Consider the following 21396-nt stretch of genomic DNA (forward strand, 5'->3'; position numbering starts at 1 on the left):
GTTTTCGCAGTCTCGCGTAAGCTACGGGTCTTACGAATTGTCGTCGAGCAGATTCAGTCTGTAACGGAGCATAGTGCAATGAGCTCAGGATCCAGCCTTTTCAACACGTCCGTTATGGGAATGTCGGCTCAAACAGATTGGCTTGCCGCAATTTCCAAAAATATCGCGAACTCGAACACGGCCGGATACAAGAACGCTCGAACCGATTTCCTGACGGTATTGAATGGCTACGACTCTGTCGGCGGCGGCGTGACGACCGTTACACGCAATGAAGTGTCTCTCCAGGGTTCTCCGTTGACCACCGGCACAACCACCGATCTCGCCATCTCCGGCAACGGCTTTTTTCTCGTCTCCAACGACGCTGGCCAAACTTTCCTTACCCGAGCCGGCAATTTTGTTCCCGACGCTCAAGGACGATTGGTCAACTCTGCCGGCTATTATTTGATGGGATACGACTCGAAGCTTGGCATGTCAGGCCCCTTGTCCACCATCAAGGTCGACATGAACAAAATGTATTCCAGCCCAACGACGCAAGGCATATTCGGCGCCAATCTCCCTTCGAACTCCAGTGTCGTCCCCGCCGCCAACCTGCCCTCCACCAACACGATAGGCGCCCAATTCGCCGGCAAATCGTCTCTAACCGTCTACGACAACCTCGGCAACGCCGTGGTGTTCGATCTCTATTTTGCCAAGACAGGCGCCAACACATGGGAGATGACCGCCTACAACCACGCGGACGCAGCCTCCGGAGGCAGTTTTCCATATGCGAGCGCCGCTCTAACGACGCAGACGCTCAACTTCAGCACGACAGATGGAAGCCTAACAAGCCCGAGCTCTGTAACGCTCAACGTACCAGGCGGCGGCGCCATGTCGCTGAATCTCGCCAAGATGACGCAACTCGGAGGCGGCTATACTCCCACAGATAATGACGCCGACGGATATGCAGCGTCGACCATCGACGGAATTCATGTCGGTAAGACGGGAACCTTGAGCTATCAGCTCGCAAACGGCCAAACCATCTCGGCCTATGAGATTCCCTTGGGCAAAGTCGCGAGCCCCGATAATCTCACAAGTGAAACAGGCAATGTATTTTCCGCCAACGCGGAATCGGGCCAGCTCTTTATCGGCGCGGCCGGGTCGAGCGGCTATGGCACTATTCAAGGTTCGAGCTTGGAAGGCTCAACTGTCGACCTTGCGTCGCAACTGTCGTCGATGATCGTTGCGCAACGCTCGTTCACGGCAAACAGCCAGGTGTTCCAAGTCGCCTCCGATATCATGCAGGTTCTCACCAACCTGAAATAGCGCGCCTCTCGAACCTAGCTGGCGCCGCTTGCGATGCGCGGGAAAAAACAATGCCCAATCTTCGGTGAGGCAGGATGTACCAGAGACTCTACAACGAAATCGCCAGTGATTCTTATACGGCCGCTCGCCAGCGCGAGAAGGAGCTGCTCGAAAAAGGCGTCAAGCTTCTGTCGATGGCGCGTATTCGCGGCGTCAAGACAACCGAATCATTCGAGGCGACTCACTTCGTACGCTCGCTTTGGACAACCTTCATTCTCGACCTCAGCAATGACGAAAACCGCCTGCCCGACTCGCTCAGAGCGTCGTTGATCTCCATCGGCCTATGGGTTTTGCGCGAACTCGACAAGATCGACTCGGGCGAATCCGCGAATTTCGACGGCGTAATCGAAATCAACCGGATGATTGCCGACGGGCTGCAATGAGGATCAAATGAATATCTCTCTCAAGCGTGGCGAAAAGATCTATATCAACGGAGCGGTGTTCAGAGTTGATCGCAAGGTGTGCATCGAGCTGCTCAACGACGTGACTTTTCTTCTGGAAAATCATGTGATGCAAGCCGTTGACGCCACAACGCCGTTGAAGCAGCTCTATTTTGCTGTGCAACTCATGCTCATCTCTCCAAACGACATCGACGCAGCGCTCTACCTTTCACGCGATATTCTGGCGACGTGCTCGAAGACGATGCCTGATCCCCGCATTGTCGAGGGATTGTCCTCTGTGGCCAAGCTTATCGAAAGCAAGCGTTACTTCGATGCTCTCAAGATTCTTCGTGGCCTGTTTCCGCTCGAAACCGAGGCTATGGCGCAGTCGGAGACGGGCTGCGCCGCATAGCGCTAGAGAGGTCGATAAATGCAAGTCAACTCCGTCAATAACTCAACGACGTCTGCGACCACCAAAACAACCGGCGGCAGCGGTCTCGCCGACTATAACGCATTCCTCCAATTGCTGGTCACTCAGCTACAGCACCAGGATCCGACCAAGCCGATGGATCCAACGGAAACCGTTACGCAGCTCGCCACCTTTGCTTCTGTCGAACAATCCGTTCAAGGCAATCAGCTCCTGACCTCGCTGCTCGAGTCCTCTCGCCTCGATCAAGCATCGAACGCAATTGGAAAAACCGTTACAAGCGCGGACGGAAGCATCAACGGCGTCATCAAGTCCATGTCGATCACGAGCTCAGGCCTCGTCGCCACGCTGACGAACGGCTCAAAAGTGACGATCGGGTCCGGCGTAACGATCAGCTAACAATCATGAACGAAGCCGATGCTCTCGAAATGCTGCAACGGTCCATCATGACCGTGCTGCTCATCACTGGGCCTTTGGTCGGGACCGCTTTGCTCGTGGGCGTCGTCGCCTCATTGATTCAGGCGCTCACGCAAGTTCAGGAAATGACGCTGACCTTCGTGCCGAAAATGCTTGCGATGCTGGTCGTTCTCAGCCTCGCATCGCCTTTTATCGGCGGGAAGATCAAAGGATTTACCGAAACTCTGTACGCACGAATCGAGACCGGCTACTAAAATAGCCGTTACAAATCCGCTCATGAAGAGACAGGATAAAAGCCATGATGAAAATGGCGGAAGCAAGCGCACCGACTCGGCGACCGACCGACATCGGCTTCGCATTATCAATTATCTTCATCCTTTGTGTCTTCTTTCTCCCGATGCCGCCGGTCGCGATCGATCTGGGCCTCGCGTTTTCCATTGGGCTTTCCGTTCTCATTCTCATGGTCAGCCTTTGGATACAAAAGCCGCTCGAGTTTTCCTCTTTTCCGACGATCCTCCTCGTCGCTACAATTCTCCGGCTAAGTCTGAACATCGCCACGACGCGACTGATCCTTTCGCACGGCGCCGAAGGCACTGCCGCCGCCGGCTATATCATCAGCGGGTTTTCCCGGCTCGTGATGAGCGGCGACTTCGTCATTGGTCTTACCGTTTTTTCGATCATCGTGATCGTGAATTTCCTGGTGATTACCAAAGGCGCAACGCGCATAGCCGAAGTCGGCGCACGCTTTACCCTGGACGCGATCCCGGGCAAGCAGATGGCGATCGACGCAGATCTCTCGGCAGGCCTGATCGATGATCGGCAAGCGCAGGATCGGCGCCGGGAGCTCGAGGAAGAAAGCGCCTTCTTTGGCTCGATGGACGGCGCCTCTAAATTCGTTCGTGGCGACGCGATCGCCGGACTCATTATCCTTGCGGTTAATGTTTTCGGCGGCATCGTCATCGGCGTAACGCGCCATGGAATGACATTGGCCAATGCGGCCGACGTTTACACCAAGCTCTCCGTCGGCGATGGCCTCGTATCGCAAATCCCCGCCCTGATCGTCTCGCTGGCGGCGGGCCTTCTCGTTTCAAAAGGGGGCACGCGCGGCTCCGCCGAACAGAATATCGTCCGTCAGCTCGGCGGTTATCCGAATGCGATTTTCGTCGCCTCGATTCTGATGTTTGTGCTGGCCCTGATGCCGGGTCTTCCAATGGCGCCCTTTGGGGCCTTGGGCCTGACGATGGCGTTTATCGCGCGAAAGGTGAGCGGCGAGACAAAGAAGCGCGAAGCAGACACTCAGATGCGCCGCGCCGAGGAGGAAAAGCGCGCTCTTCAGGAGAACAAGACCTCCCTCGCAGAGGCGCTGCGCCCGGCGGGCGTCGAGCTCCTGCTCGGAAAGCAGCTTTGGACGCGCTTTCTGGTCTCCCAGGAAGAGCTTACCCATCGGGTCGGAAAGATGCGACGCAATTTTGCGAAGCTCTATGGTTTCATTATTCCCGACATCCGAATGGCGGATGATCTTCAGGTCAAACCCAAGGGTTATCAGATCCGAATTCACGGTACGACGATCATTTCGGATGAGCTCCGTCTCGGGCAACATATGATCGTCGTCGGGAACGGACGCATGCCGGATCTCCCTGGCGAAGAAGCTCGCGATCCCGCGTTTGGAATTAGGGCGATTTGGATTGCCGACGCTCTTGTCGAAGAAGCGCGACGCCAGAACTTCAACCCCATCGACCCGATGTCTGTCCTTTTGACGCACCTCGGCGAGATTCTACGGAACCATCTTTCGCAGCTACTTTCCTATAAGGACGTACGGCAATTATTCGAGAAGCTCGACCCGGAGTATCGCAAACTTCTTGATGAAATCGTGCCGAACTTCATCTCCAACTCGGCTCTGCAGAGCATTCTCAAGCTTCTTCTTGGGGAGCGCGTCTCGATACGTAATCTCGAAATGATTTTGGAAGCGGTCGCCGAGGTCGCGCCCTTCGCGCGTAGGCCCGAAGCCATCGTCGAACATGTTCGCGTCCGCATCGCCTCACAAATCTGCGGCGAGCTTGCGGTCGACGGCGTGCTGAGCGTTCTGAGGCTCGGCAGCAGGTGGGATTTGTTCTTCCACGAACATCTCAAGCGCGATGCAAAAGGCGATATTATCGGCCTCGACGCCGATCCGGCGCAGATCGAACGGTTCAGCCAGGACGCGATAGCGGCGGTGCAGAAATACTCCGATCAAGGCGAAATATTCGCGATCGTCACAACGCCTGACGCGCGTCCCTTCGTACGGCTGATCGTTGGCCGGCTCTATCCCGCGCAGCCCGTGTTGTCGCACCTTGAAATCGCATGCGGAGTGCAGCTTCGTTCCCTGGGGACCATATCTTGAACGCGCCACTCGACTTGATTCTCGAGGCTTGGTTCGTCGTGTTCTGCCGGGTCGCGGGATGCATCATGATGCTGCCGGGTTTGGGCAGTGACCGCGCGCCCGTGCGCGTGAAGCTATATATTGCCATTGCCGTCTCTGCGCCCGTTACGATTTACCTATGGCCGAGGCTCGTCGAACCGATTTCGGCGGCTCCGCTGGTCTCAACCGCAATTGCATGCGTGTCGGAGACGATCATCGGAGTCCTCATCGGCTTGACATGCCGAATGTTTCTGTTTGCGGTCGAGACCATGTTCACTGGCGTCACGCTCTCGATCGGCCTCGGAAACGCTCTTGGGGCGCCGATCAACGAGTCCGAACCGACGCCTGCGCTGACTGCCCTGGTCACAGTCGGCCTGACGGCGCTCATTTTTGCGATGGATCTACACCTGGAACTGCTTCGCGGCATCGGGATCTCTTATGACCACGTGGCTCCATTCGCGTTGCAATCATCGGAAAGCATGCTCCGCGAGGTGTTAAAGGCGCTGGAGGAGGCCTATCTTGTCGTTTTCCGCATCGCAAGCCCGTTCCTGATATTTGGCCTCATCAGCAACATTGCGGTCGCTTTTCTCAATAAGATGACTCCGATGGTCCCGGTCTATTTCGCGGTGACGCCAGCTCTCATCTTTGGGGGACTCGCCTTCCTGTATGCGTTCAGTTCGGACGCACTGGGCGAATTGGCGATGGAATATGCCGCCTGGCTGGCGAAAGGATAAGTCCCTTGCGGGATAAACAACGGCGTATCGCGAAATTGCTCGCTCTGCAGGAGCGCCGCTTGATGACGGAAACGGCTAACTGCGCCACGGTCGAGAAGCGATTGCACGAAACAGATAGTCAAATATGCGACCTACAGCGGATGTTGGAGCGTGACGATCCAACCGCTATGGCCTTTTCGACGCTCGTCCTAGATCGCCTGCGCCAAGCTTCCCGACAGCGTGAGGAACTCGAATCAGAATTGGCCCGCCGCCGCGATGCGGCTTTGATTCTCAAACAGCAGATCAAACGTATCGATAAATACGCCGACCGAATTAATGACAAGGCGACGCGTAAGGAAAGCGAAAGGGAGCGTTCGGCAATTTTGGAGCGCTTTTCGACGCCCCGCGACGCCAGCGTCGAGTAAGTCACGTAAAATATCATATCTTTTCGAAAATTCCGGAGACGTGGCATGTCTATCTTTCCATCGACGGATCTCATCGTCGACGTCGCAAAAGCGGCGGACCCGCGGCGTCAGCAGGTTGCTCTGCGCCGCCTCGAAGCCGCAGCCAACGCGCCATCGGTTTCCTTTGCGTCGCTCTCCAGCGAAAACCCCATCAAAGCAAATGTGTCCGGTTCTTCGAATTGGCGCGCAGCCGGCGTGGGGCTCCGTGCGTCCTATCAGACGCCAGCGAGCGGGGCAGCCGTCGCGCCCGCCGCAGCCAATTCCGCTGCGGACGCCGCGAAGAAGTTCGAAGCGTTGGTGCTTCAGACATTTTTTGAGGCGCTCCTTCCGAAAGACGACGAAAACTTCGGCTCCGGCGTCGCTGGCGGCGTGTGGCGGTCGATGATGGCGGAGCAACTTTCGGCGAAATTCGCGGCTTCCGGCGTTATCGGCTTGAACAAGATGTTGGACGCGAAAATTTCGTCGCCATCCTCGGCGCAACCGATCGCGCCCTCGAAGACCTCCTAGATTGTTCGATACTCACTTGGGGCCACGTAAACTCGTGAACGACTCTCTATCTCAGCCAGACAATGGGCGTTGGGACTTGCTTGTGGAACACTCACCAGCCGAAGCTGCTCTCATGCGGTGGATCGAGCGGATGGATGCTCTGGCGCGCGCGGAGACAAAAGCGCTATTGGCCGGAGATAAGGTCGAATTCGAAAACTTCAATTCAAAAAAGAATCACGCGCTGCTGGAATTCATGGTCGTGTCGCGAAGCGTCGCATCCCTTTCGCCACAATTACTCTCGGCTCTGCAACGCCTCAACGAAAGCTTGGCGCAGAATGGCGAAGTCTTGAAGCAGCATCTGCAGGCCGCGTCGGAAATTTCGAGACTGATAATCGATACGATCCGCGCTGAAGAGTCCGACGGCACCTATTGCCGTCACGTCTCCATCCGGGTGACCCAGAGGCTCGGATGATCCGCACAGTGCTGGTGGGCCTCTGGTGTGGCCTCGTCGCTCTGGCGTCGACTTATGGCGGCGCCTATTGGCAGGCGCATCGGACCAGCACGCCGGCCGCCGCCGATCATCCCGTGAAAACGGAGACGAAAAAAGTTAAACCCATTTCCGTGCCCGTCATCTCTAATGGCGTGCTCAGAGGATATGTCTCCGTCGAATTCATGTTTGTTATGGAGGCGAGTGAGGGCCACGGGAGCGGCGAAGTCGACCCCGAAGGATTTCTCATGGATGAGGCTTTCCGGCTTATTTATTCTGACACCAAGATCGACTTCGCGAAGCTCGAAAAGATGGATATCAATTCACTGACGAAGCAGATCACCGCCAATGTGAACGCCCGCCTCGGAAACACGCGAATCAAAGAAACCTTGGTCAAAAACCTCACTTTCGTTCCCAAAGACGAGATCCCCCGCTAGAGCGCATTCCGCAAAGTGCATAGACTCTTGCAAAAAGAATGCGGCCCAACTTTTTGAACCCTCGCGCTTTTTCATCGCTCGCATGATTCCATGCGAGCGGAAAACGCGCGAGCGTTGCGGGTTGCATGGTCCATCAGCCTCAACCGTTGTGGCAAGCCTCGCGTTAGGTACGGCGATTAATTTTGCGTTACCGCTGAAGGAGCCGCTCGATGCAAACGATGACGCAATTGAAGGCGATACATGCTCAGATGTTGACTGAGCTGGGTAATCTCCCTCAGTATCGCGCACTGAAGGCCATTGATCGCTTTATCGTGCAGATGAATGAGATTTACGACGTCGCGCAAGCTCCGTGCGAGACCGCAGCGCACACGCTCCAGCAAAAGCTCGACGCCGCCATCGAGAGCCGGGTGTCGAATGAGCAGGCCTCGGATGCCGAACCTCGTGTGACACCCCATGTTACCGACGCTCGTGCGGCCTGAGCGATAGGCCGACCTCCCGAAGACGAACGCGAACGCCGATCGACGAAAGTCGATCGGCGTCGGCTGTCATAAGGCTCCATTCTCTACCAATTGCTCAGTTCAGTCCGACGCAAGCGATGCCGGATAAATTCTTTAACGAAAGGAAAAGAGCGATATGGAGCCTGTTCATCTCTTCGGCCTCTTGAACCTCCAGAGGGGGTGGCTCTCGGCCCGGCAATCGATTGTCTCGCAAAACATCGCGCATGCCAACACGCCTGGATACAAAGCCCAGGATCTTTCGGATTTCGCCAAGGTGCTCGACAAAAGTGCCGGCCTTCAAATGGCGACGACAAGCGCATCGCATCAATCGATCACGCCATCGGGAGAATCCGTGTCAGCCAAGGACGGAGAGGCGTGGGAAGTCTCACACTCCGGCAATGACGTCTCTCTCGAGGCCGAGCTTATCAAGGCTGGCGACGTCCGCAACAACTTCTCGATGGATACGAACGTGCTCAAGACCTTCCACGCGATGTGGCTTTCGAGCCTCAAAGGGTAAGTGCCATGGATCCGCTTTTCGCCTCGCTCAAAGTCGCCGGATCAGGCCTGGCCGCACAGTCGACCAGGCTGCGCGTCGTTTCGGAAAATCTGGCCAACGCCCTATCGAGCGGAAAAACGGCCGGCGCAGACCCGTATCGGCGCAAGACCGTCACATTCAACAGCGAGCTCGATCGCGCCTCTGGCGTCGCCCTCGTCCGAACGAGCGCAGTTGGCGTCGATCGTTCGCCTTTCAATGTCGAGTACGACCCGGGCAATCCGGCGGCTGACTCAAATGGCAATGTTACGCTACCGAACGTCAACATGATCGTCGAAATGTCGGACATGCGCGAAGCTAATCGCGCCTATGAAGCCGACCTTCAGACCATGAAACAAACCCGCGATCTTCTTTCTATGACGATCGATCTCCTGAAAGGATAATTCGTGAGTGAGATTTCCGCCCTCAGCCTCTCCTACGGGACAAAGGCCGTCGAACGTGCGACTTCCTTCGCACAATCGACGAAGGTCGCATCTTCGGACGTGTCTTTCGGCGACGTGCTGAAACAATTGGCTAACGAAGGAGCCGATACGATCAAGAATGGCGAATCGGCAGCGATCGCCGGGATTCACGGTCAGGCTTCTATGCTGCAAGTCGTAGACGCAGTAATGGCTGCTGAGCGCTCGCTCCAGACAATGATCGCGGTACGGGATAAGGCCGTGAACGCCTATCAAGAAATCAGCAAAATGGCGATCTGAGGAGTTTCAAAATGCGGGCCCTTGCTATTGCGGCGACCGGAATGAGCGCGCAGCAACAAAACATCGAGGTGATCTCGAATAACATTGCAAACATCAATACGACCGCCTTCAAACGCTCTCGCGCGGAATTCACCGACCTGCTGTATCAAGCGGAAAGACTGCAGGGCGTATCGAACCGGGGGCGCGATGCTATCGTGCCGCAGGGATCTCAGACGGGTCTCGGCGTGCGGCTGGCGGCCATTCGCAGTCTTGAAATGCAAGGCCCTCTTTCTCAAACTGGCAACAGCTACGACCTTGCCATCAATGGATCTGGCTGGTTTCAGATCACCGGACCGAACAATGAGATTCTCTATTCGCGTTCCGGCTCCTACAGCACGAACGCGAACAGCCAACTTGTAACGGTCGACGGCTATCTGCTGTCTCCGACGATCACGATCCCGAATAACGCCGTAAGCGTCTCCGTCTCACAGTCCGGCCTTGTCACCGCGGTCATTGCCGGCCAAACGGCGCCGCAGCAATTAGGGCAGCTCACGACCGCGACATTCCCCAATGATGCGGGTCTCGAAGCGCTCGGCGGCAATCTCTTTCGCGAAACGGCTGCCTCCGGCACCCCCGTCGTGGGCGTTCCCGGCGACATCGGTTACGGCGTGATCGCGCAAGGTTATCTCGAGAGCTCGAATGTCGATCCGGTGAAAGAGCTGGTCAGCATGATCTCGGCCCAGCGCGCATTCGAACTCAATTCCAAAGTCATCCAGACTGTCGATGACATGGCTGGCACGATCACGAAGGGAATTCGTTGATGGCGACGCGGCCCCGGGGATTCATGCTTGCTGTCGTCGTGGCCGCCGCGGCGGGGCAATTTTGCGCTGCGCCATCTTTGGCGTCGGAAACGAGCATTCCCACGCCTCGGGTAACAATCTATCCGGGCGACCGGTTCGACGACAGCGTTTTGGACGATATGGAGGCCCCGCTGGACGCCGGGGCGCGACGCGGCGTCGTCGAATCGCGAAAGGATCTCGTCGGCAAAATCGCAAGACGAACCCTATTGCCCGGTCAGCCCATTCTCACGATCGCCGTGGATAACCCGCGCCTGATCACGATCGGAACGCTGGTCAAAATTGTCTTCTCCGAGGGTGGGCTAACGATCACTGCTCTCGGAATGGCCATGCAGGCTGGCGCAGCGGGCGATCTCATTCGCGTGCGCAACCAGGATAGCAACTTGGTCGTCGTCGGCGTCGTTCAGCCCGATGGAACTGTAAAGGTCAACGAGGGATGAAGCGTCATTGGCTCGTGCTGGGCGTATTTCTGCTCGCTTCGGAGACGTCGCTCGCGGGAGTGCGAATCAAGGACATCACCTCGACATACGGTCTTCGAGACTACCAGCTTGTCGGCTACGGCCTCGTCGTGGGTCTGCAGGGCACCGGCGATACGTTGAGGAACTCGCCGTTCACCGAGCAGTCCCTATCCTCGATGCTCAGCCGCATGGGCGTCAATCTCAATAACGGCCCCAATACTCCTGGCGGTCCGCCGCAAATGAACCTCATGCGCACGAGGAATCTCGCGGCAGTCATGGTGACTGCGTCAATGCCGCCCTTTGCCGCTTGGGGCACGACGCTCGACGTGACGGTGTCCTCGCTCGGCGATGCTTCGTCCCTCATGGGCGGCACGCTAATTCTGACGCCTTTGACTGGCGTCGACGGGGCGGTCTATGCAATTGCGCAAGGACCGCTTGCCGTATCAGGCTTCGCTGTGTCGGGCCAAAATGAAACGCTGACCCATGGCGTCGCGACGGTTGGGCGAATAGCCAATGGCGCGACTATCGAGAAGGAGCCGCCACGGCCGAGTTCAGGCGACGGCACGCTTGCGCTCGAACTCCACAACCCGGACTTCGCCACCAGCGTCCAGATCACAGATGCGATCAATCATTTCACCAAGCGGCGCTATCATGCGGCTGCGGCCGTCGAACGCGACAATCGAACTGTCGCCCTTCGACTTCCTCCCGGCGTCCACGCAACGCGTTTCCTCGCCGAAATCGGCGATCTTCACGTATCTCCGAGCACGCCCGCCAAGGTTGTCATCAATGAACGCTCGGGCACGGTCGTTATCGGCGCCGATGTTCAAATTTCGCCCGTTGCCGTGACGCACGGCGGTCTCACCCTCCGCGTGACAGAGTCGCCGCAAGTGTCGCAGCCGGCGCCTTTCTCGAATGGGCAGACCGTCGTGACGTCGCAGACCGCGGTAACGGCCTCCGAGCCGGCCGGGCAGGTCGCGACGCTCACGGGGCCGAATTTGAAGACGCTCGTGAAGGGGCTCAATCAGATCGGTCTCAAGCCGACCGATATTATCTCGATCCTGCAGGCGATCAAAAACGCCGGAGCGATGCAGGCTGAAATCGTCGTGCAATAATTGGAAAACTATTCCTTCACGGCGTCAAAAACGCCGTGAAGCCATTTCGCTGCGAACCATGGTGCAGAAAGCTTTCGACTGCTCTGTCCAGGAACCGAAACCGCTGGCGATCATATTTCCGATAACCGCGCACACATAGCTTTTTTGAGCAGGCGCATTGCCTGGCCCCGCATGGTACCGCGCAACGGCGCTCGTCCAAGTCTTTTCGCTTCGGTATAAATCGCGCAGAAACGTGGCCGCATAATCGACATTCTGACGCGGATCGAACATCGCCTCGACAGACTTGAACATGCGGCCGTGATAATGATGATTGACTTGCATGCAACCGATGTCGATCAGCTTGACGCCACGGGCGCGAGCGTTTTCGAATACAGCGACCGCTTCGGGTAGAGAGGGACTAAAAACCGGGCGTCCGCCCACATTCATCGCGAATTCGTGCAGATCGCCTTTTTGGCCGGTCTCCGTTAAGGCGACAGCGTAAAGCACCGCGACCGGCACGTTATGCTCTTGGGCGGCGCGAATCATCTCGCGCTCGCACACATTGCTGGGCGTTCCGGACCGAACGTCCGCTCGTGCGTCAGAGATAGACGCCGGAAGCGCCAGGAGCGCCGCTATCACGCGCCACGGCGCCATGTTCCTGGGACTGTTCTTTTCGCGGCGCGCGTGAAAAGCTTTGGCCATCCCGATTGTTTCCTGCGCCATCGTTTTCGCCAAATGATCCCCCTTCGCCTCGTTGATCGAACGGCGCCCGAGAGTCATTCTGGCGCGCATCGTTAACTGTATCCGAGGGAACGGGAGCGGGGCTGACCCTGATGGCTATATCGTCGACGGAATGGCCGGAAGCGCTCAACGCCTGCGAAAGTTCGTCGCGAGACTGCGTCAGAATATTCTGTATCGCCGTCGAATTCACATCGATCTTCAAGGAAACGCGCGTCTTCGTGAGCTGCATTCTCACAGTCACGGCGCCGAGATCTTCGGGCTCCAATTGGAACGTCAGAACTTTTGTAGGATGATCCTTCGCATGATCGCTTACCGCTTTGGGGGAGGCAGGAGCTGTTGTTTGAGAGACCGCCCCAGACAAAGAACCGCCTTCTGAGGCGGGCGAACCAACCAACAATGGCGTAGTCGCTACGCCCTGCGTTTCGAGCTGCAGACCAAAAGCGTCATTGGCCACGGCGGAAACAGATTCTTCCTTCGAATTGCCGATGCCCGCAAAAGGAGGCGCCTCCATAGAACCCGGGGTTTCGACGAAAGCGCCCTTTATAGCTATAGCCGGCGTTTGCGAAGCCGGGAGATGTGTGGCCAGCGACACGAGCGTCAATTTTGGCGCCGCCGTCGTATCATCCGCTCCGATGGCGGCTGAGCCGGAGAGAGGCTGATTCGAGGCGCCGACGAGCAAAACGCCGTCCGCGTTCGCGCCTTGCGATGACGCGACCTCATCAGAGAGCGCCTGCGCCAGATCAGATGGCAAATGCGCGAGGAAGTCCTGGAGCGTCATACGTTTGGGCGCCGCTGTCGCTGCTGGGAGAGAAGCGTTCGCAGAACCGATCATCTGGAGCGTCGGCGGCTCTCCAATGTTTCCAGCAGAGTCGGCGGCGTCAGCCATGGCCAGCGACAGATTCGGCGAAGGATTGCCCGATAGGAATTGCGTCGCCGGGAAGAAAGCCGCAAGCTCGTCCTGGTTCGTCGAAGTCGATGCTTCGACGCCAGACGCCGCTGCACCCGAATCACCTCGAGCCTCAGCGTCATTGGTTTTTCCAAAGCCGGCGAAGAGCCCGGATATTTGGCTGAAGCCTAGCGCGCTCAATGGCCAACCGACGACCTCGCCGCCGGTTGCTTCAAACGCCGCCGCCTGGTCCGGTTTGTTCTTTTCAGCCGGCTGATCCTTCTGATCGGCTTTTTGCAACGGCGATAGGCGTAGCATCGTCAGGCTTTCGACAATCGGACGAAGCGCTTCCGGAGTGCCCGATGCCTGCTGATCGCCTCCCTCGCTCGCACGCGGGTTGCCATGTGAGGGCACCTGCGCCTTTTCTGCGCTCGCGTCGTTATGGAGCGCAGTGACTTGCGCCTCGAAGGTCGAAGCCTGCGCTCCATTCGAGTCGGACGGCTCGCGACGGTTCATCGTCGAAGCAATGCCGCTGTCCGGTAGAGTGGTCCGTTGCATGGTCAACGAGTTCATTAGCGGCCCGCCCTTTCCAGGAGTTTTCCCGAGTCTTCGAGCGACTGTTCCAAGTTCTGAAATTGCGGCGTGTCGTCTCGGTCGTGAGACGCCGTCGCAGCTTGCGCCGGCGCAGGCTCGTCCCCAGCTCCAAGCCTCGCGCCAACGCTCCGAAGCGTCTTCAAGATCATGGCTTCTTCTCTATTCAAGTAAGAAGCGTCGACGTCTTTGAGATCAGAATCGCTTGGCGGCGAATCGCCGCCCATCACGCGAAGGGCCGCCTGATAGAGCTTCATGCGCTCTTTCGCCTGTGCGCTTTCAGCGAAAACCGCGGCGGCCTGTGTTTGCGCCTTCAAAACGTCCGGTCGGGACATTTGAATGCTCGTACGAGCGAGCGCCGCGTGGAGTTCGAATCCATAGCCAGCAGGCGCCGCTTTGAATAATTCTTCGAGGTCCGCCAGATGCCGTCCCAAGCCCATCTTGGAAAGCGCCCCGGTTAGCGCCTGCCAATATTTCGTAGCAAAGGGCGAATGAGAGTAGACGAATTGGTAACGCCTCGCGAGCAGCAAGTACCGGTCCATCTCGACGCTCGGATCGCTTATCGCTATTTCACGGCGCAACGCCGCCTCCTCGACTTGAGACCCCGGCATCGTCAGCCGTGCATATGCCAACGACCTCGCGGCTTCTTTGTTGTCGACGCCGATCAACAACCCTCCTCTGACAAGCGCCAAGTGCCCCGCGAGGATCGGAGGGTAGCTTCTTACGTCCAGCGGGGTCATCAGTTTCGTGGCATTCTGCCGATCGCCGTCGGCAAAAGCCAGACTCGCTGAGAGAAGCGGCGGGTCTTTTTCCTCGATCGTGTGATCCTGCAACAGTCGTTTAAGGCGCGCCGATCCGCCGCCAGCCAACACATAAATGACTGCGGCCCGGTAATTTCGCAGCTCTTTCCAATTCTCGGCCGAAAGCGACGAGATGCAGGCCTCGATTCGCGGCGCTATCTTCGCTTGACGCGAGGTCTCGCCAGCGACAACGCGGTCCTGCCCCTCTATCAACTCCCATACGCTACCGACGAGGTCGCATGCGCGCGCCTGTATTGCCGTGCAACTAAGCGCGACCATAGACAACGATGCGAGGAGCCGGCGGAGCTTCAATTGCGATCCCCACGCAGAAGGATTTCGATGCGGCGGTTAGCTGGAGCGAGCGGCGCTTCAGGCGTCTTCAGGCGTCGATCGGCATAGCCGGAAATTCTCGTCACGCGCGCTGCGGGCAGCCCGCCACGCACAAGCATGTAAAGGACCATGTTGGCGCGATCGGCGGATAATCGCCAGTTATCATACGACCCAGACTTGTAGGCGCGTCCATCTGTATGGCCGCCGATTTCTATATTGCCGGGGCGCTTTGTCAGAACGCCGCCGATTTTTTGCAGAATGCGGACCAACTGCGGCTTCGGCTTAATCGAGCCGACGTCGAACATTGAAAAGTTGGCGTCGTCCGTCAGGCTGATCAACACGCCGTCTTCGACGCCTTTCACCTCGAGTTTCGGGACCGCGTGCGTTCCCTGCGCTTCGGCCTTGATGACCGTTTCGATCGCGCTACCGACTGTGGCGTTGGCGTTGGCGTCGGCCTTGGTTGGATTGGTGGTAGCGGGTTGGTTTTGTCGTTCCTGTGCATCGCTTTTTTTCTGCAGGCTCGATTTCGGCGCGCTCGCAGCGGCCTCGTCGGGCATTGCCCGCTGATCCATACGATCGAATGGATCAGGCAGCGTATTGCCGGGTGATCCGGCCCCTGCGCCAGGAGGGGGATCGAGCTTGGCGATCGCATCGAGCGCCTTGATCGGATCTTTGTGCAGAGAGGCGGCGTCCGCCTCCGCCGTATCCTGGCCCGACTGCCGCTGATTTGAAGATTTGTCCTCAACGGTACGCTGCATGCTCGAGCCCTGGCCGCTATCCTTGGGATCTTGAAGACCTTTTTTGGCGGGTTTCGAGTCGACGAGCTGCACCGGATTGAAATATTGGACAATCGACGCTTTCGTCTCCTTCGTGGTGGAGTTGATCAGCCACATCACGAGAAAAAACGCCATCATCGCGGTCATGAAGTCCGCGAAGGCAAGCTTCCAAACGCCGCCGTGATGATCCTCTTCGCCATCGCCGTGCCGCTTGCGGACAATAATCACGTCATTCGAGTCTTCGCGGCTCATTGTCGATTATTCTCCATTGCGCAGACGCCGGACCCATTCTTCCATGCGCGTTTCGATAAGCGTGCTGTTTATTTTCGCTGCGATGTCGACGCCGTCCGTCTCGACCGTGCGCAACGATATCTGTTCTCGGGACAAGCGCTCTTTCACGACGTCGAGCAGGTCGGGCGGTCCGTGCAGTTCGACGAGCGGATTTGCCTCGTCCAGGGCGGCCGAACGCACTGTCTCGATAAAGTCCTCCAGCGAACGCGTGAGCGCACTGTGTGTCAGGAATGGCGTCAATATATGCCCGAGCGCGTCACGAATGTTCCCGAGGCACGATTCGATGTCGTGTTGGATCACCTGTGCGATTCGTGTTCCTTCTTCCTCCGCCCATGTGGCTCGAAGGGCTTCCAACCGCTGGTCGAATGCTTCACGCTCTTTTTCGAACGCCTGCCGTTCCTCTTCGAGCTTCGCCTCGTATTCTCGTTCGAGTTCATCTCGCAGCTCCTCCCTCGCCTTTTCCCTTTCTTCGGCAAGGAGGTCTTCGCTGGGCGGCGTGTCGGCCTCCAGGGCGAACATGGGCGCGGCCTCTGGAATCGCGAAAACCTGTTCGGTCTCCGTCATCCCAGCGTCGAAGTTGGTAAGATAGGACCCGATCGGGCGAAGCTGTATCATGCCGCTTCATCCGATCGCATCCACCGTTTCAGAACCGAAGCGGCCTGCATTTCATCTATTTCGATGAGCTGCTCCAGCTTTTGGCGCGACGAGACGCGTCCCATTCCCCCAATTCCGGCGAAGGGTTCGAGATCAGAGTCGAACGCCAGAGTCGGCGCGTTCATCTGCGGGAGCAGACCTTCATCCTCGTCTCCCGCTGCTTCACTTTCAATTCCGAGCAATGGAGAAGACTGAAGAGAATTGACCTGGGGCGCTTCGGCGAGGAGGGCGCGCGTTGCCGGCATGAGGCCGAAGATGACGAGGGCTGCGGTGATCGCGAGCATCGTGGCCGCGTTGATCATCGTGCCAAAGTAGTGGCTCAGAGTCTCGATGACCCCAGGCGACTCAACCGGGTTCATCTCGTGCTCATTGAAGGTGAACTCGACGGCCGAAACCTTCAGGACGTCACCCCGCTCTTTTCTGACGCCAGCGGCGGACGCCACGATCTGCTCGATTTCCTTCACCTGCCGCTCGATCACATCCGCGCTCGGCGCCGGCTTGCCTGCCTCCGCCAGAGCCGCCCGGTTGATCAAAACCGCGATCGCCAGATTTTCAACCGTGTAACCGCCGCTGACCGTCGTGACGGTTTTCGTCGAAACCTCGTAATTGGTCAGTTCCTCGTGCTTTTTGTTTTCGTCGTTGGATTGCTTTCCGTCTCCGCTTTGTTGCGGCGGTTGCGGGACGTTTCTTTCGACAGTTGTGGGCGACGAGTTGCTGGCGTTTTGCGAGAGCGACGACTCCTTCACCGTGCGCGTCGAACGCTCGACCTTCGACTCGGGGTCGTAGATCGTCTCATTTGTTTGGCGGCGGTCGGTATTCACCCGCGCACGCACGCTCACTTGAAAATTTGGAAGACGCAGATAGGGCGTCAATGTGCGCCGAACATTGTCCTGAATGTCTTTTGCGACGCTTTTCTCGAGCGCCAGCGTTTTGGTCGGAACGGCTTCCGACGGATCGCCGTCTGTGGCGGAGAGGATCATTCCATCGGTGTTGAGCACCGTGACTTGGTCGATCGACATGCCGGGCATCGCAGAGGCCACCAGATGGCGAATGGCATGCGCGGCGCTCGAGTCGTCCGGACCTTCGGTCCGTATCACAACCGATGCAGATGGGGGTTGTTTGGCGCGGCGGAACGAACCTTCGTCGGGCATGACGATATGGACGCGCGCGGCCTTCACGCCCCGCATCGACTGGATGGTTCGAGCAAGCTCCCCTTCGATCGCTCGAACGCGCGTGACCTCCTGCATGAAAGACGTCAGGCCCAGAGCGCCGACCTTGTCGAACAGCTCATATCCAGCGTTGGCGCTCTGCGGCAGGCCGCGCTCGGCCAACAGCATGCGCGCGCGGCCTGTCTGTCCATAAGGGACCAGAACGGCGGTGCCCTCCGGATTGACGTCGAATGTGACGCCCATCTCCTTCAAAGCGGCGCCAATCCTGCTCACGTCGTCGCGATCGAGGCCGGCGTAGAGGGTCTCTTCGTTGGGTCGCGACAGATAATAGGTCCCGGCCAGCACGACGCTGACAATCAAGCCGAACACCAATGCGAGAGCCGCCAGCTTCTTGCTTCCGAGGCTCTTTAGATTGTCCAAGACGAGCGAAACTTGTTCCATCGAGGCAAACTTCTGCTTTCGGGCCGGGATAAAAGATCAGATTGCGTTATTGGAACAGCTTCATGATGAGCTGGGAGTTTTGATTGGCGATCGATACGGATTGAACGCCAAGCTGTTGCCGGGTCTGAAGGGCCTGGAGTCGAGTCGAAACCTCGTTCATATCCGCGTCCACAAGAGAGCTGATTCCCGTCTTCAGCGCGTCGTGGAGCGACTGCGTAAATGTTATTTGCAACGAGACTCGCGACTGCACCGCGCCGATCTGCGAGGCGTAATCGGCTAGCTTGGCGATGACCAAATCCGCGTTGGAAAGCGTGTCGGCGGCCACGGCCGAACCGATATTCGCGGCGTTGAGGTTGGTGAAGTCGGTCGCCGTGACGGCGCCGATCGCCTGCGCCGATTCCAGCAACCCCGCGCCGGCGCTGACGAGGGCCGTCGTGGGCAAGTCGATCGTGCCGGTTTGAGAGGGCGCGGCGCCGCCATTGTTCTTGTAGGACGTAATGAAGCTCACCTTACCGGCCGCGGCGGTCGAACCGTCGAGCAGATTGAGGCCCATGAGCGACGCAGAAGCGACGATGCTCGACAACTGCTGGCCAAGCTGAGTGAGGTAGGAGCCAATCTTATCGAGGTCCGCCCCGGGCGTCTGAGCCTGCACGACAGCGTCCTTGATGCTGTCCATGACCGAGATAGCGCTGGTCACCGCACCAGAGGCTACGGCCAGAATCGAGACGCTTTCGCCCAAGGAGTCGTGCAGCACGCTGGTGACGCCTTGATCCGAGCCCATGGTTGTGGCGATCGCCCATGTCGAGGCGTTATCCGAGGCCGCGGAAACTTTGAGGCCGGTGGAAATTTCCCTTTGGGCGTCGCCAAGGGACATCTGGGTCGAACGCAGCATTTGAAGCGCAAGCAAGGACGAAGGATTAGTCAAAATGCTGGACATGCCGGCCTTTCCGAATCTCTCGGGCGCGAGGACTGCCAGATGCTCGCCCCGGCCCTTCGGAAGGATAATTCTTATCTAGCCTTGTGCGAGGCTGCCCGCATTAATGTAAAAATTAACAGACAGTTAAACGATGCTTAACAAAAAATAAACAAAATGGCCACCCGATCGCCTCGGGCGGCCACCTATTTCTTTCTCGGTGAGAAAGATTACTGGAACAGCTTGAGAATCAGCTGCGAGTTCTGGTTGGCGATCGAGAGAGACTGAACGCCGAGCTGCTGCTGGGTCTGGAGCGCTTGCAGGCGCGTCGAAACCTCGTTCATGTCGGCGTCGACGAGCGAGCTCACGCCCGAGGTCAAAGCGTCATTCAGCGACTGAACGAAGGCCGCCTGCGAGGCGACGCGCGACTGAACGGCGCCGATCTGCGAGGCGTAGGTGGTCAGATCAGCGATCACCTTATCGACATTGGACAGCGTGTCCGCCACGGTGCCCGCGGCCACGTCGGCGGCGCTGAGGCTCGTGAAGTTGGTCGTCGCGGTCGAGCCGACCGCCGTCGCGGCTTGCAGAATGCCGGTGCCGCCAGCGTTGGTGAGATCCGTCGTGGCAAGGGAGATGAAGCCCACGCTGGACGCAGCGGCGCCGCTGTTATTCTTATAGGAGGCAGTGAAGTTCACGCCAGGTACCGCGCCGCCCGCAACAGTGGTCGTCGTCGAGCCATCCAGCATATTAATGCCGGTGATGCTCGCCGAAGAGACGACGCTCGAGAGCTGCTGGCCGAGCTGAGCGAGCTTGGTGCCGATTTTGGCGAGGTCAGCGCCGGGCGTCAGGGCCTGGGCGACAGTGTCCTTGATGCTGTTCACGACCGAGATCGCGCCGGTCAGCGCATTGGCGGCGACGTTCAGCGTCGAACCGGCGAAATTCAGCGAGTCGCTCAGCGTGGACATCACGCCCTTGTCCGACTTCATCGTTTCGGCGATCGACCAAGTCGAGGCGTTGTCGGAGGCGCTGGAGATTTTCAGACCGGTCGAAATTTGCTTCTGGGCCACGCTCAGCGAATTCTGCGTGTTGCGCAGAGACTGCAAGGCGGTGATGGCTGACGGGTTGGTGTTGATGCTCGACATGACTCGTCGATCCCTTTCGATAAATCTTTACAAGAGGGACATACCGGACTTCCACCGGTTCGACGGAATTGGCGTCATGCCTCGGAAACTCGATCCGATCCGTTGTCTTCATCGGAGGCGCTGCTGATTTCGACGCCCGCTCGACAGCTCGACAGTCTCATTCCGGCGAGCCACGAGCAAATGAATACACGGCCTATAATTAAGAATGCGTTTAACCGGTCTCAGCGCGCCTTTCTGCCGGACGCGCCACCAGGATGCTACGTGCGAAGCTGGAAACCAACTGCAGGACCTTCCAAGGCCTTTCCCAGGAGCGTCAAGCAGACTTTTTATAAGCCAATTCGCGCGCGGCGACGCCTTGCTCGCTTTTCGATTCACCGCCGAGGGCAGCCGCGTAGCGGTTCGCAAGTTCGTTTGCGCGTTTGACGAAGCGGGTCGGCTCGCTCGGCGAATCGAACATGCCGCTCATCAGAAAGCTGAACTCGCGCAAATCTCTCGGGCTGTAACCCTTGTTCAATACGCAGTCCAGCGCCACGACGTCCCGTTGATCCAAATCGGCGTCGCCCGCGATTCTCGCCAGATCCTCCCGGCAAGCGCCCCGATGCGCCGAGAGGGCGGGTTCCGTTGGGACCCTCTTTCGAAAAAAGGGAGAAGCCAGCACGGCGGTCCAACCCGACGTTTTTGCCCAGCCTTGGGGCGCAGCGCTTGCCTCCAGAACCTTGTCGCGCGCCTTGAAATCGACAAGGGACACACAGGGACGTTCCGCGATGAGTCGGCGCAGCTCCTGCGCAGCGGTGCGCGCCGCCTCGATGGCCTCGTCGCCGGCAAGACGTCGCCGACAAAGGCTGCCGATTTCCATCAGCTTTAGCCGTAGCACCGCCGGTCCGGCCGTCTCGATGAACTCCTTCTCGACCTGCAGGATTTCGAATGCTTCATCGGCGGTCATGGACATCCTCGATCGCGCCGCCCCTCGAGGGAGACA

General features: G+C 58.2%; 27 protein-coding genes. 18 read left to right on the forward strand and 9 right to left on the reverse strand.

Features of this window, described 5'->3' with window-relative positions; translation table 11 throughout:
* The first annotated feature begins 78 nt into the window (after nt 1-78).
* From QNA11_RS12415 to QNA11_RS12500, 18 genes are all read left to right on the forward strand, one after another.
* On the forward strand, nt 79-1302 hold the full coding sequence (locus QNA11_RS12415; protein ID WP_283483276.1) for a flagellar hook protein FlgE: 1224 nt from the start codon (nt 79-81) through the stop codon (nt 1300-1302).
* A gap of 74 nt (nt 1303-1376) precedes the next feature.
* Nucleotides 1377-1724 carry a flagellar biosynthesis regulator FlaF gene (gene flaF, locus QNA11_RS12420; protein ID WP_202074083.1) on the forward strand — a complete coding sequence of 116 codons (348 nt, stop codon included), beginning with the start codon at nt 1377-1379 and terminating at the stop codon, nt 1722-1724.
* Between the two features lie 7 nt (nt 1725-1731).
* Nucleotides 1732-2133 carry a flagellar biosynthesis repressor FlbT gene (gene flbT / locus QNA11_RS12425; RefSeq protein WP_281930315.1) on the forward strand — a complete coding sequence of 134 codons (402 nt, stop codon included), beginning with the start codon at nt 1732-1734 and terminating at the stop codon, nt 2131-2133.
* 18 nt (nt 2134-2151) lie between these two features.
* A complete protein-coding gene (gene flgD, locus QNA11_RS12430; RefSeq protein WP_281930313.1) occupies nt 2152-2547 on the forward strand; it encodes a flagellar hook assembly protein FlgD in 396 nt (131 codons plus the stop codon).
* Between the two features lie 5 nt (nt 2548-2552).
* Complete coding sequence (gene fliQ / locus QNA11_RS12435) at nt 2553-2819, forward strand: flagellar biosynthesis protein FliQ (protein WP_202074086.1); 267 nt, start codon at nt 2553-2555, stop codon at nt 2817-2819.
* A 47-nt stretch (nt 2820-2866) separates the two neighbouring features.
* Nucleotides 2867-4945: a flagellar biosynthesis protein FlhA gene (flhA, locus tag QNA11_RS12440; RefSeq protein ID WP_281931887.1), complete on the forward strand. Its 2079-nt coding sequence runs from the start codon at nt 2867-2869 to the stop codon at nt 4943-4945.
* Nucleotides 4942-5697 (forward strand): flagellar biosynthetic protein FliR, encoded by a 756-nt coding sequence (locus QNA11_RS12445; protein ID WP_202074087.1) that lies wholly within the window; start codon nt 4942-4944, stop codon nt 5695-5697. Before flhA ends, QNA11_RS12445 begins: the two co-directional genes overlap by 4 nt.
* A gap of 5 nt (nt 5698-5702) precedes the next feature.
* Nucleotides 5703-6101: a hypothetical protein gene (locus QNA11_RS12450; protein WP_283483277.1), complete on the forward strand. Its 399-nt coding sequence runs from the start codon at nt 5703-5705 to the stop codon at nt 6099-6101.
* 45 nt (nt 6102-6146) lie between these two features.
* Nucleotides 6147-6647, forward strand: a complete 501-nt coding sequence (locus QNA11_RS12455; protein ID WP_283483279.1) for a rod-binding protein — start codon at nt 6147-6149, stop codon at nt 6645-6647.
* 1 nt (nt 6648) lies between these two features.
* On the forward strand, nt 6649-7098 hold the full coding sequence (locus QNA11_RS12460) for a hypothetical protein (RefSeq protein WP_283483280.1): 450 nt from the start codon (nt 6649-6651) through the stop codon (nt 7096-7098).
* A complete protein-coding gene (locus QNA11_RS12465; protein WP_283483282.1) occupies nt 7095-7550 on the forward strand; it encodes a flagellar basal body-associated protein FliL in 456 nt (151 codons plus the stop codon). Before QNA11_RS12460 ends, QNA11_RS12465 begins: the two co-directional genes overlap by 4 nt.
* A 209-nt stretch (nt 7551-7759) precedes the next feature.
* Nucleotides 7760-8029, forward strand: coding sequence for a hypothetical protein (locus QNA11_RS12470; protein WP_283483283.1), 270 nt, complete (start codon nt 7760-7762; stop codon nt 8027-8029).
* A 154-nt stretch (nt 8030-8183) separates the two neighbouring features.
* Nucleotides 8184-8564, forward strand: coding sequence for a flagellar basal body protein (locus QNA11_RS12475; protein WP_202074093.1), 381 nt, complete (start codon nt 8184-8186; stop codon nt 8562-8564).
* A gap of 5 nt (nt 8565-8569) precedes the next feature.
* Entirely contained in the window at nt 8570-8983 is a 414-nt protein-coding gene (flgC, locus tag QNA11_RS12480; RefSeq protein ID WP_202074094.1) for a flagellar basal body rod protein FlgC, read from the forward strand.
* A gap of 3 nt (nt 8984-8986) precedes the next feature.
* Entirely contained in the window at nt 8987-9298 is a 312-nt protein-coding gene (gene fliE, locus QNA11_RS12485) for a flagellar hook-basal body complex protein FliE (protein ID WP_202074095.1), read from the forward strand.
* Nucleotides 9299-9309: 11 nt separating this feature from the next.
* The gene (gene flgG / locus QNA11_RS12490; protein ID WP_283483284.1) at nt 9310-10098 is read left to right on the forward strand and encodes a flagellar basal-body rod protein FlgG; all 789 of its coding nucleotides are present in this window, start codon (nt 9310-9312) and stop codon (nt 10096-10098) included.
* The gene (gene flgA, locus QNA11_RS12495; RefSeq protein WP_283483285.1) at nt 10098-10574 is read left to right on the forward strand and encodes a flagellar basal body P-ring formation chaperone FlgA; all 477 of its coding nucleotides are present in this window, start codon (nt 10098-10100) and stop codon (nt 10572-10574) included. The genes flgG and flgA overlap by 1 nt, the downstream gene beginning before the upstream one ends.
* Nucleotides 10571-11704, forward strand: a complete 1134-nt coding sequence (locus tag QNA11_RS12500) for a flagellar basal body P-ring protein FlgI (RefSeq protein WP_283483286.1) — start codon at nt 10571-10573, stop codon at nt 11702-11704. The genes flgA and QNA11_RS12500 overlap by 4 nt, the downstream gene beginning before the upstream one ends.
* 24 nt (nt 11705-11728) lie before the next feature.
* On the opposite strand, the gene QNA11_RS12505 is transcribed toward QNA11_RS12500, so the two are convergent.
* From QNA11_RS12505 to QNA11_RS12545, 9 genes are all read right to left on the reverse strand, one after another.
* A complete protein-coding gene (locus QNA11_RS12505) occupies nt 11729-12229 on the reverse strand; it encodes a transglycosylase SLT domain-containing protein (RefSeq protein WP_202074099.1) in 501 nt (166 codons plus the stop codon).
* A 52-nt stretch (nt 12230-12281) separates the two neighbouring features.
* Nucleotides 12282-13883, reverse strand: coding sequence for a flagellar hook-length control protein FliK (locus QNA11_RS12510; protein ID WP_283483287.1), 1602 nt, complete (start codon nt 13881-13883; stop codon nt 12282-12284).
* Nucleotides 13883-14980 carry a MotC family chemotaxis protein gene (locus tag QNA11_RS12515; RefSeq protein WP_283483288.1) on the reverse strand — a complete coding sequence of 366 codons (1098 nt, stop codon included), beginning with the start codon at nt 14978-14980 and terminating at the stop codon, nt 13883-13885. Before QNA11_RS12515 ends, QNA11_RS12510 begins: the two co-directional genes overlap by 1 nt.
* Before the next feature lie 29 nt (nt 14981-15009).
* Complete coding sequence (locus tag QNA11_RS12520) at nt 15010-16059, reverse strand: flagellar motor protein MotB (RefSeq protein ID WP_283483289.1); 1050 nt, start codon at nt 16057-16059, stop codon at nt 15010-15012.
* A gap of 6 nt (nt 16060-16065) precedes the next feature.
* Nucleotides 16066-16617, reverse strand: a complete 552-nt coding sequence (locus QNA11_RS12525; RefSeq protein ID WP_283483290.1) for a hypothetical protein — start codon at nt 16615-16617, stop codon at nt 16066-16068.
* A gap of 92 nt (nt 16618-16709) precedes the next feature.
* Nucleotides 16710-18362: a flagellar basal-body MS-ring/collar protein FliF gene (fliF, locus tag QNA11_RS12530; RefSeq protein ID WP_283483291.1), complete on the reverse strand. Its 1653-nt coding sequence runs from the start codon at nt 18360-18362 to the stop codon at nt 16710-16712.
* Nucleotides 18363-18408: 46 nt separating this feature from the next.
* Nucleotides 18409-19299 (reverse strand): flagellin N-terminal helical domain-containing protein, encoded by an 891-nt coding sequence (locus QNA11_RS12535; protein WP_283483292.1) that lies wholly within the window; start codon nt 19297-19299, stop codon nt 18409-18411.
* 206 nt (nt 19300-19505) lie between these two features.
* Nucleotides 19506-20417: a flagellin N-terminal helical domain-containing protein gene (locus QNA11_RS12540; protein ID WP_202074106.1), complete on the reverse strand. Its 912-nt coding sequence runs from the start codon at nt 20415-20417 to the stop codon at nt 19506-19508.
* A gap of 313 nt (nt 20418-20730) precedes the next feature.
* Entirely contained in the window at nt 20731-21360 is a 630-nt protein-coding gene (locus tag QNA11_RS12545; RefSeq protein WP_281930284.1) for a hypothetical protein, read from the reverse strand.
* Between the last annotated feature and the right edge of the window lie 36 nt (nt 21361-21396).

Source organism: Methylocystis sp. JR02 (genome assembly GCF_030063565.1).
Lineage (GTDB): Bacteria > Pseudomonadota > Alphaproteobacteria > Rhizobiales > Beijerinckiaceae > Methylocystis > Methylocystis iwaonis.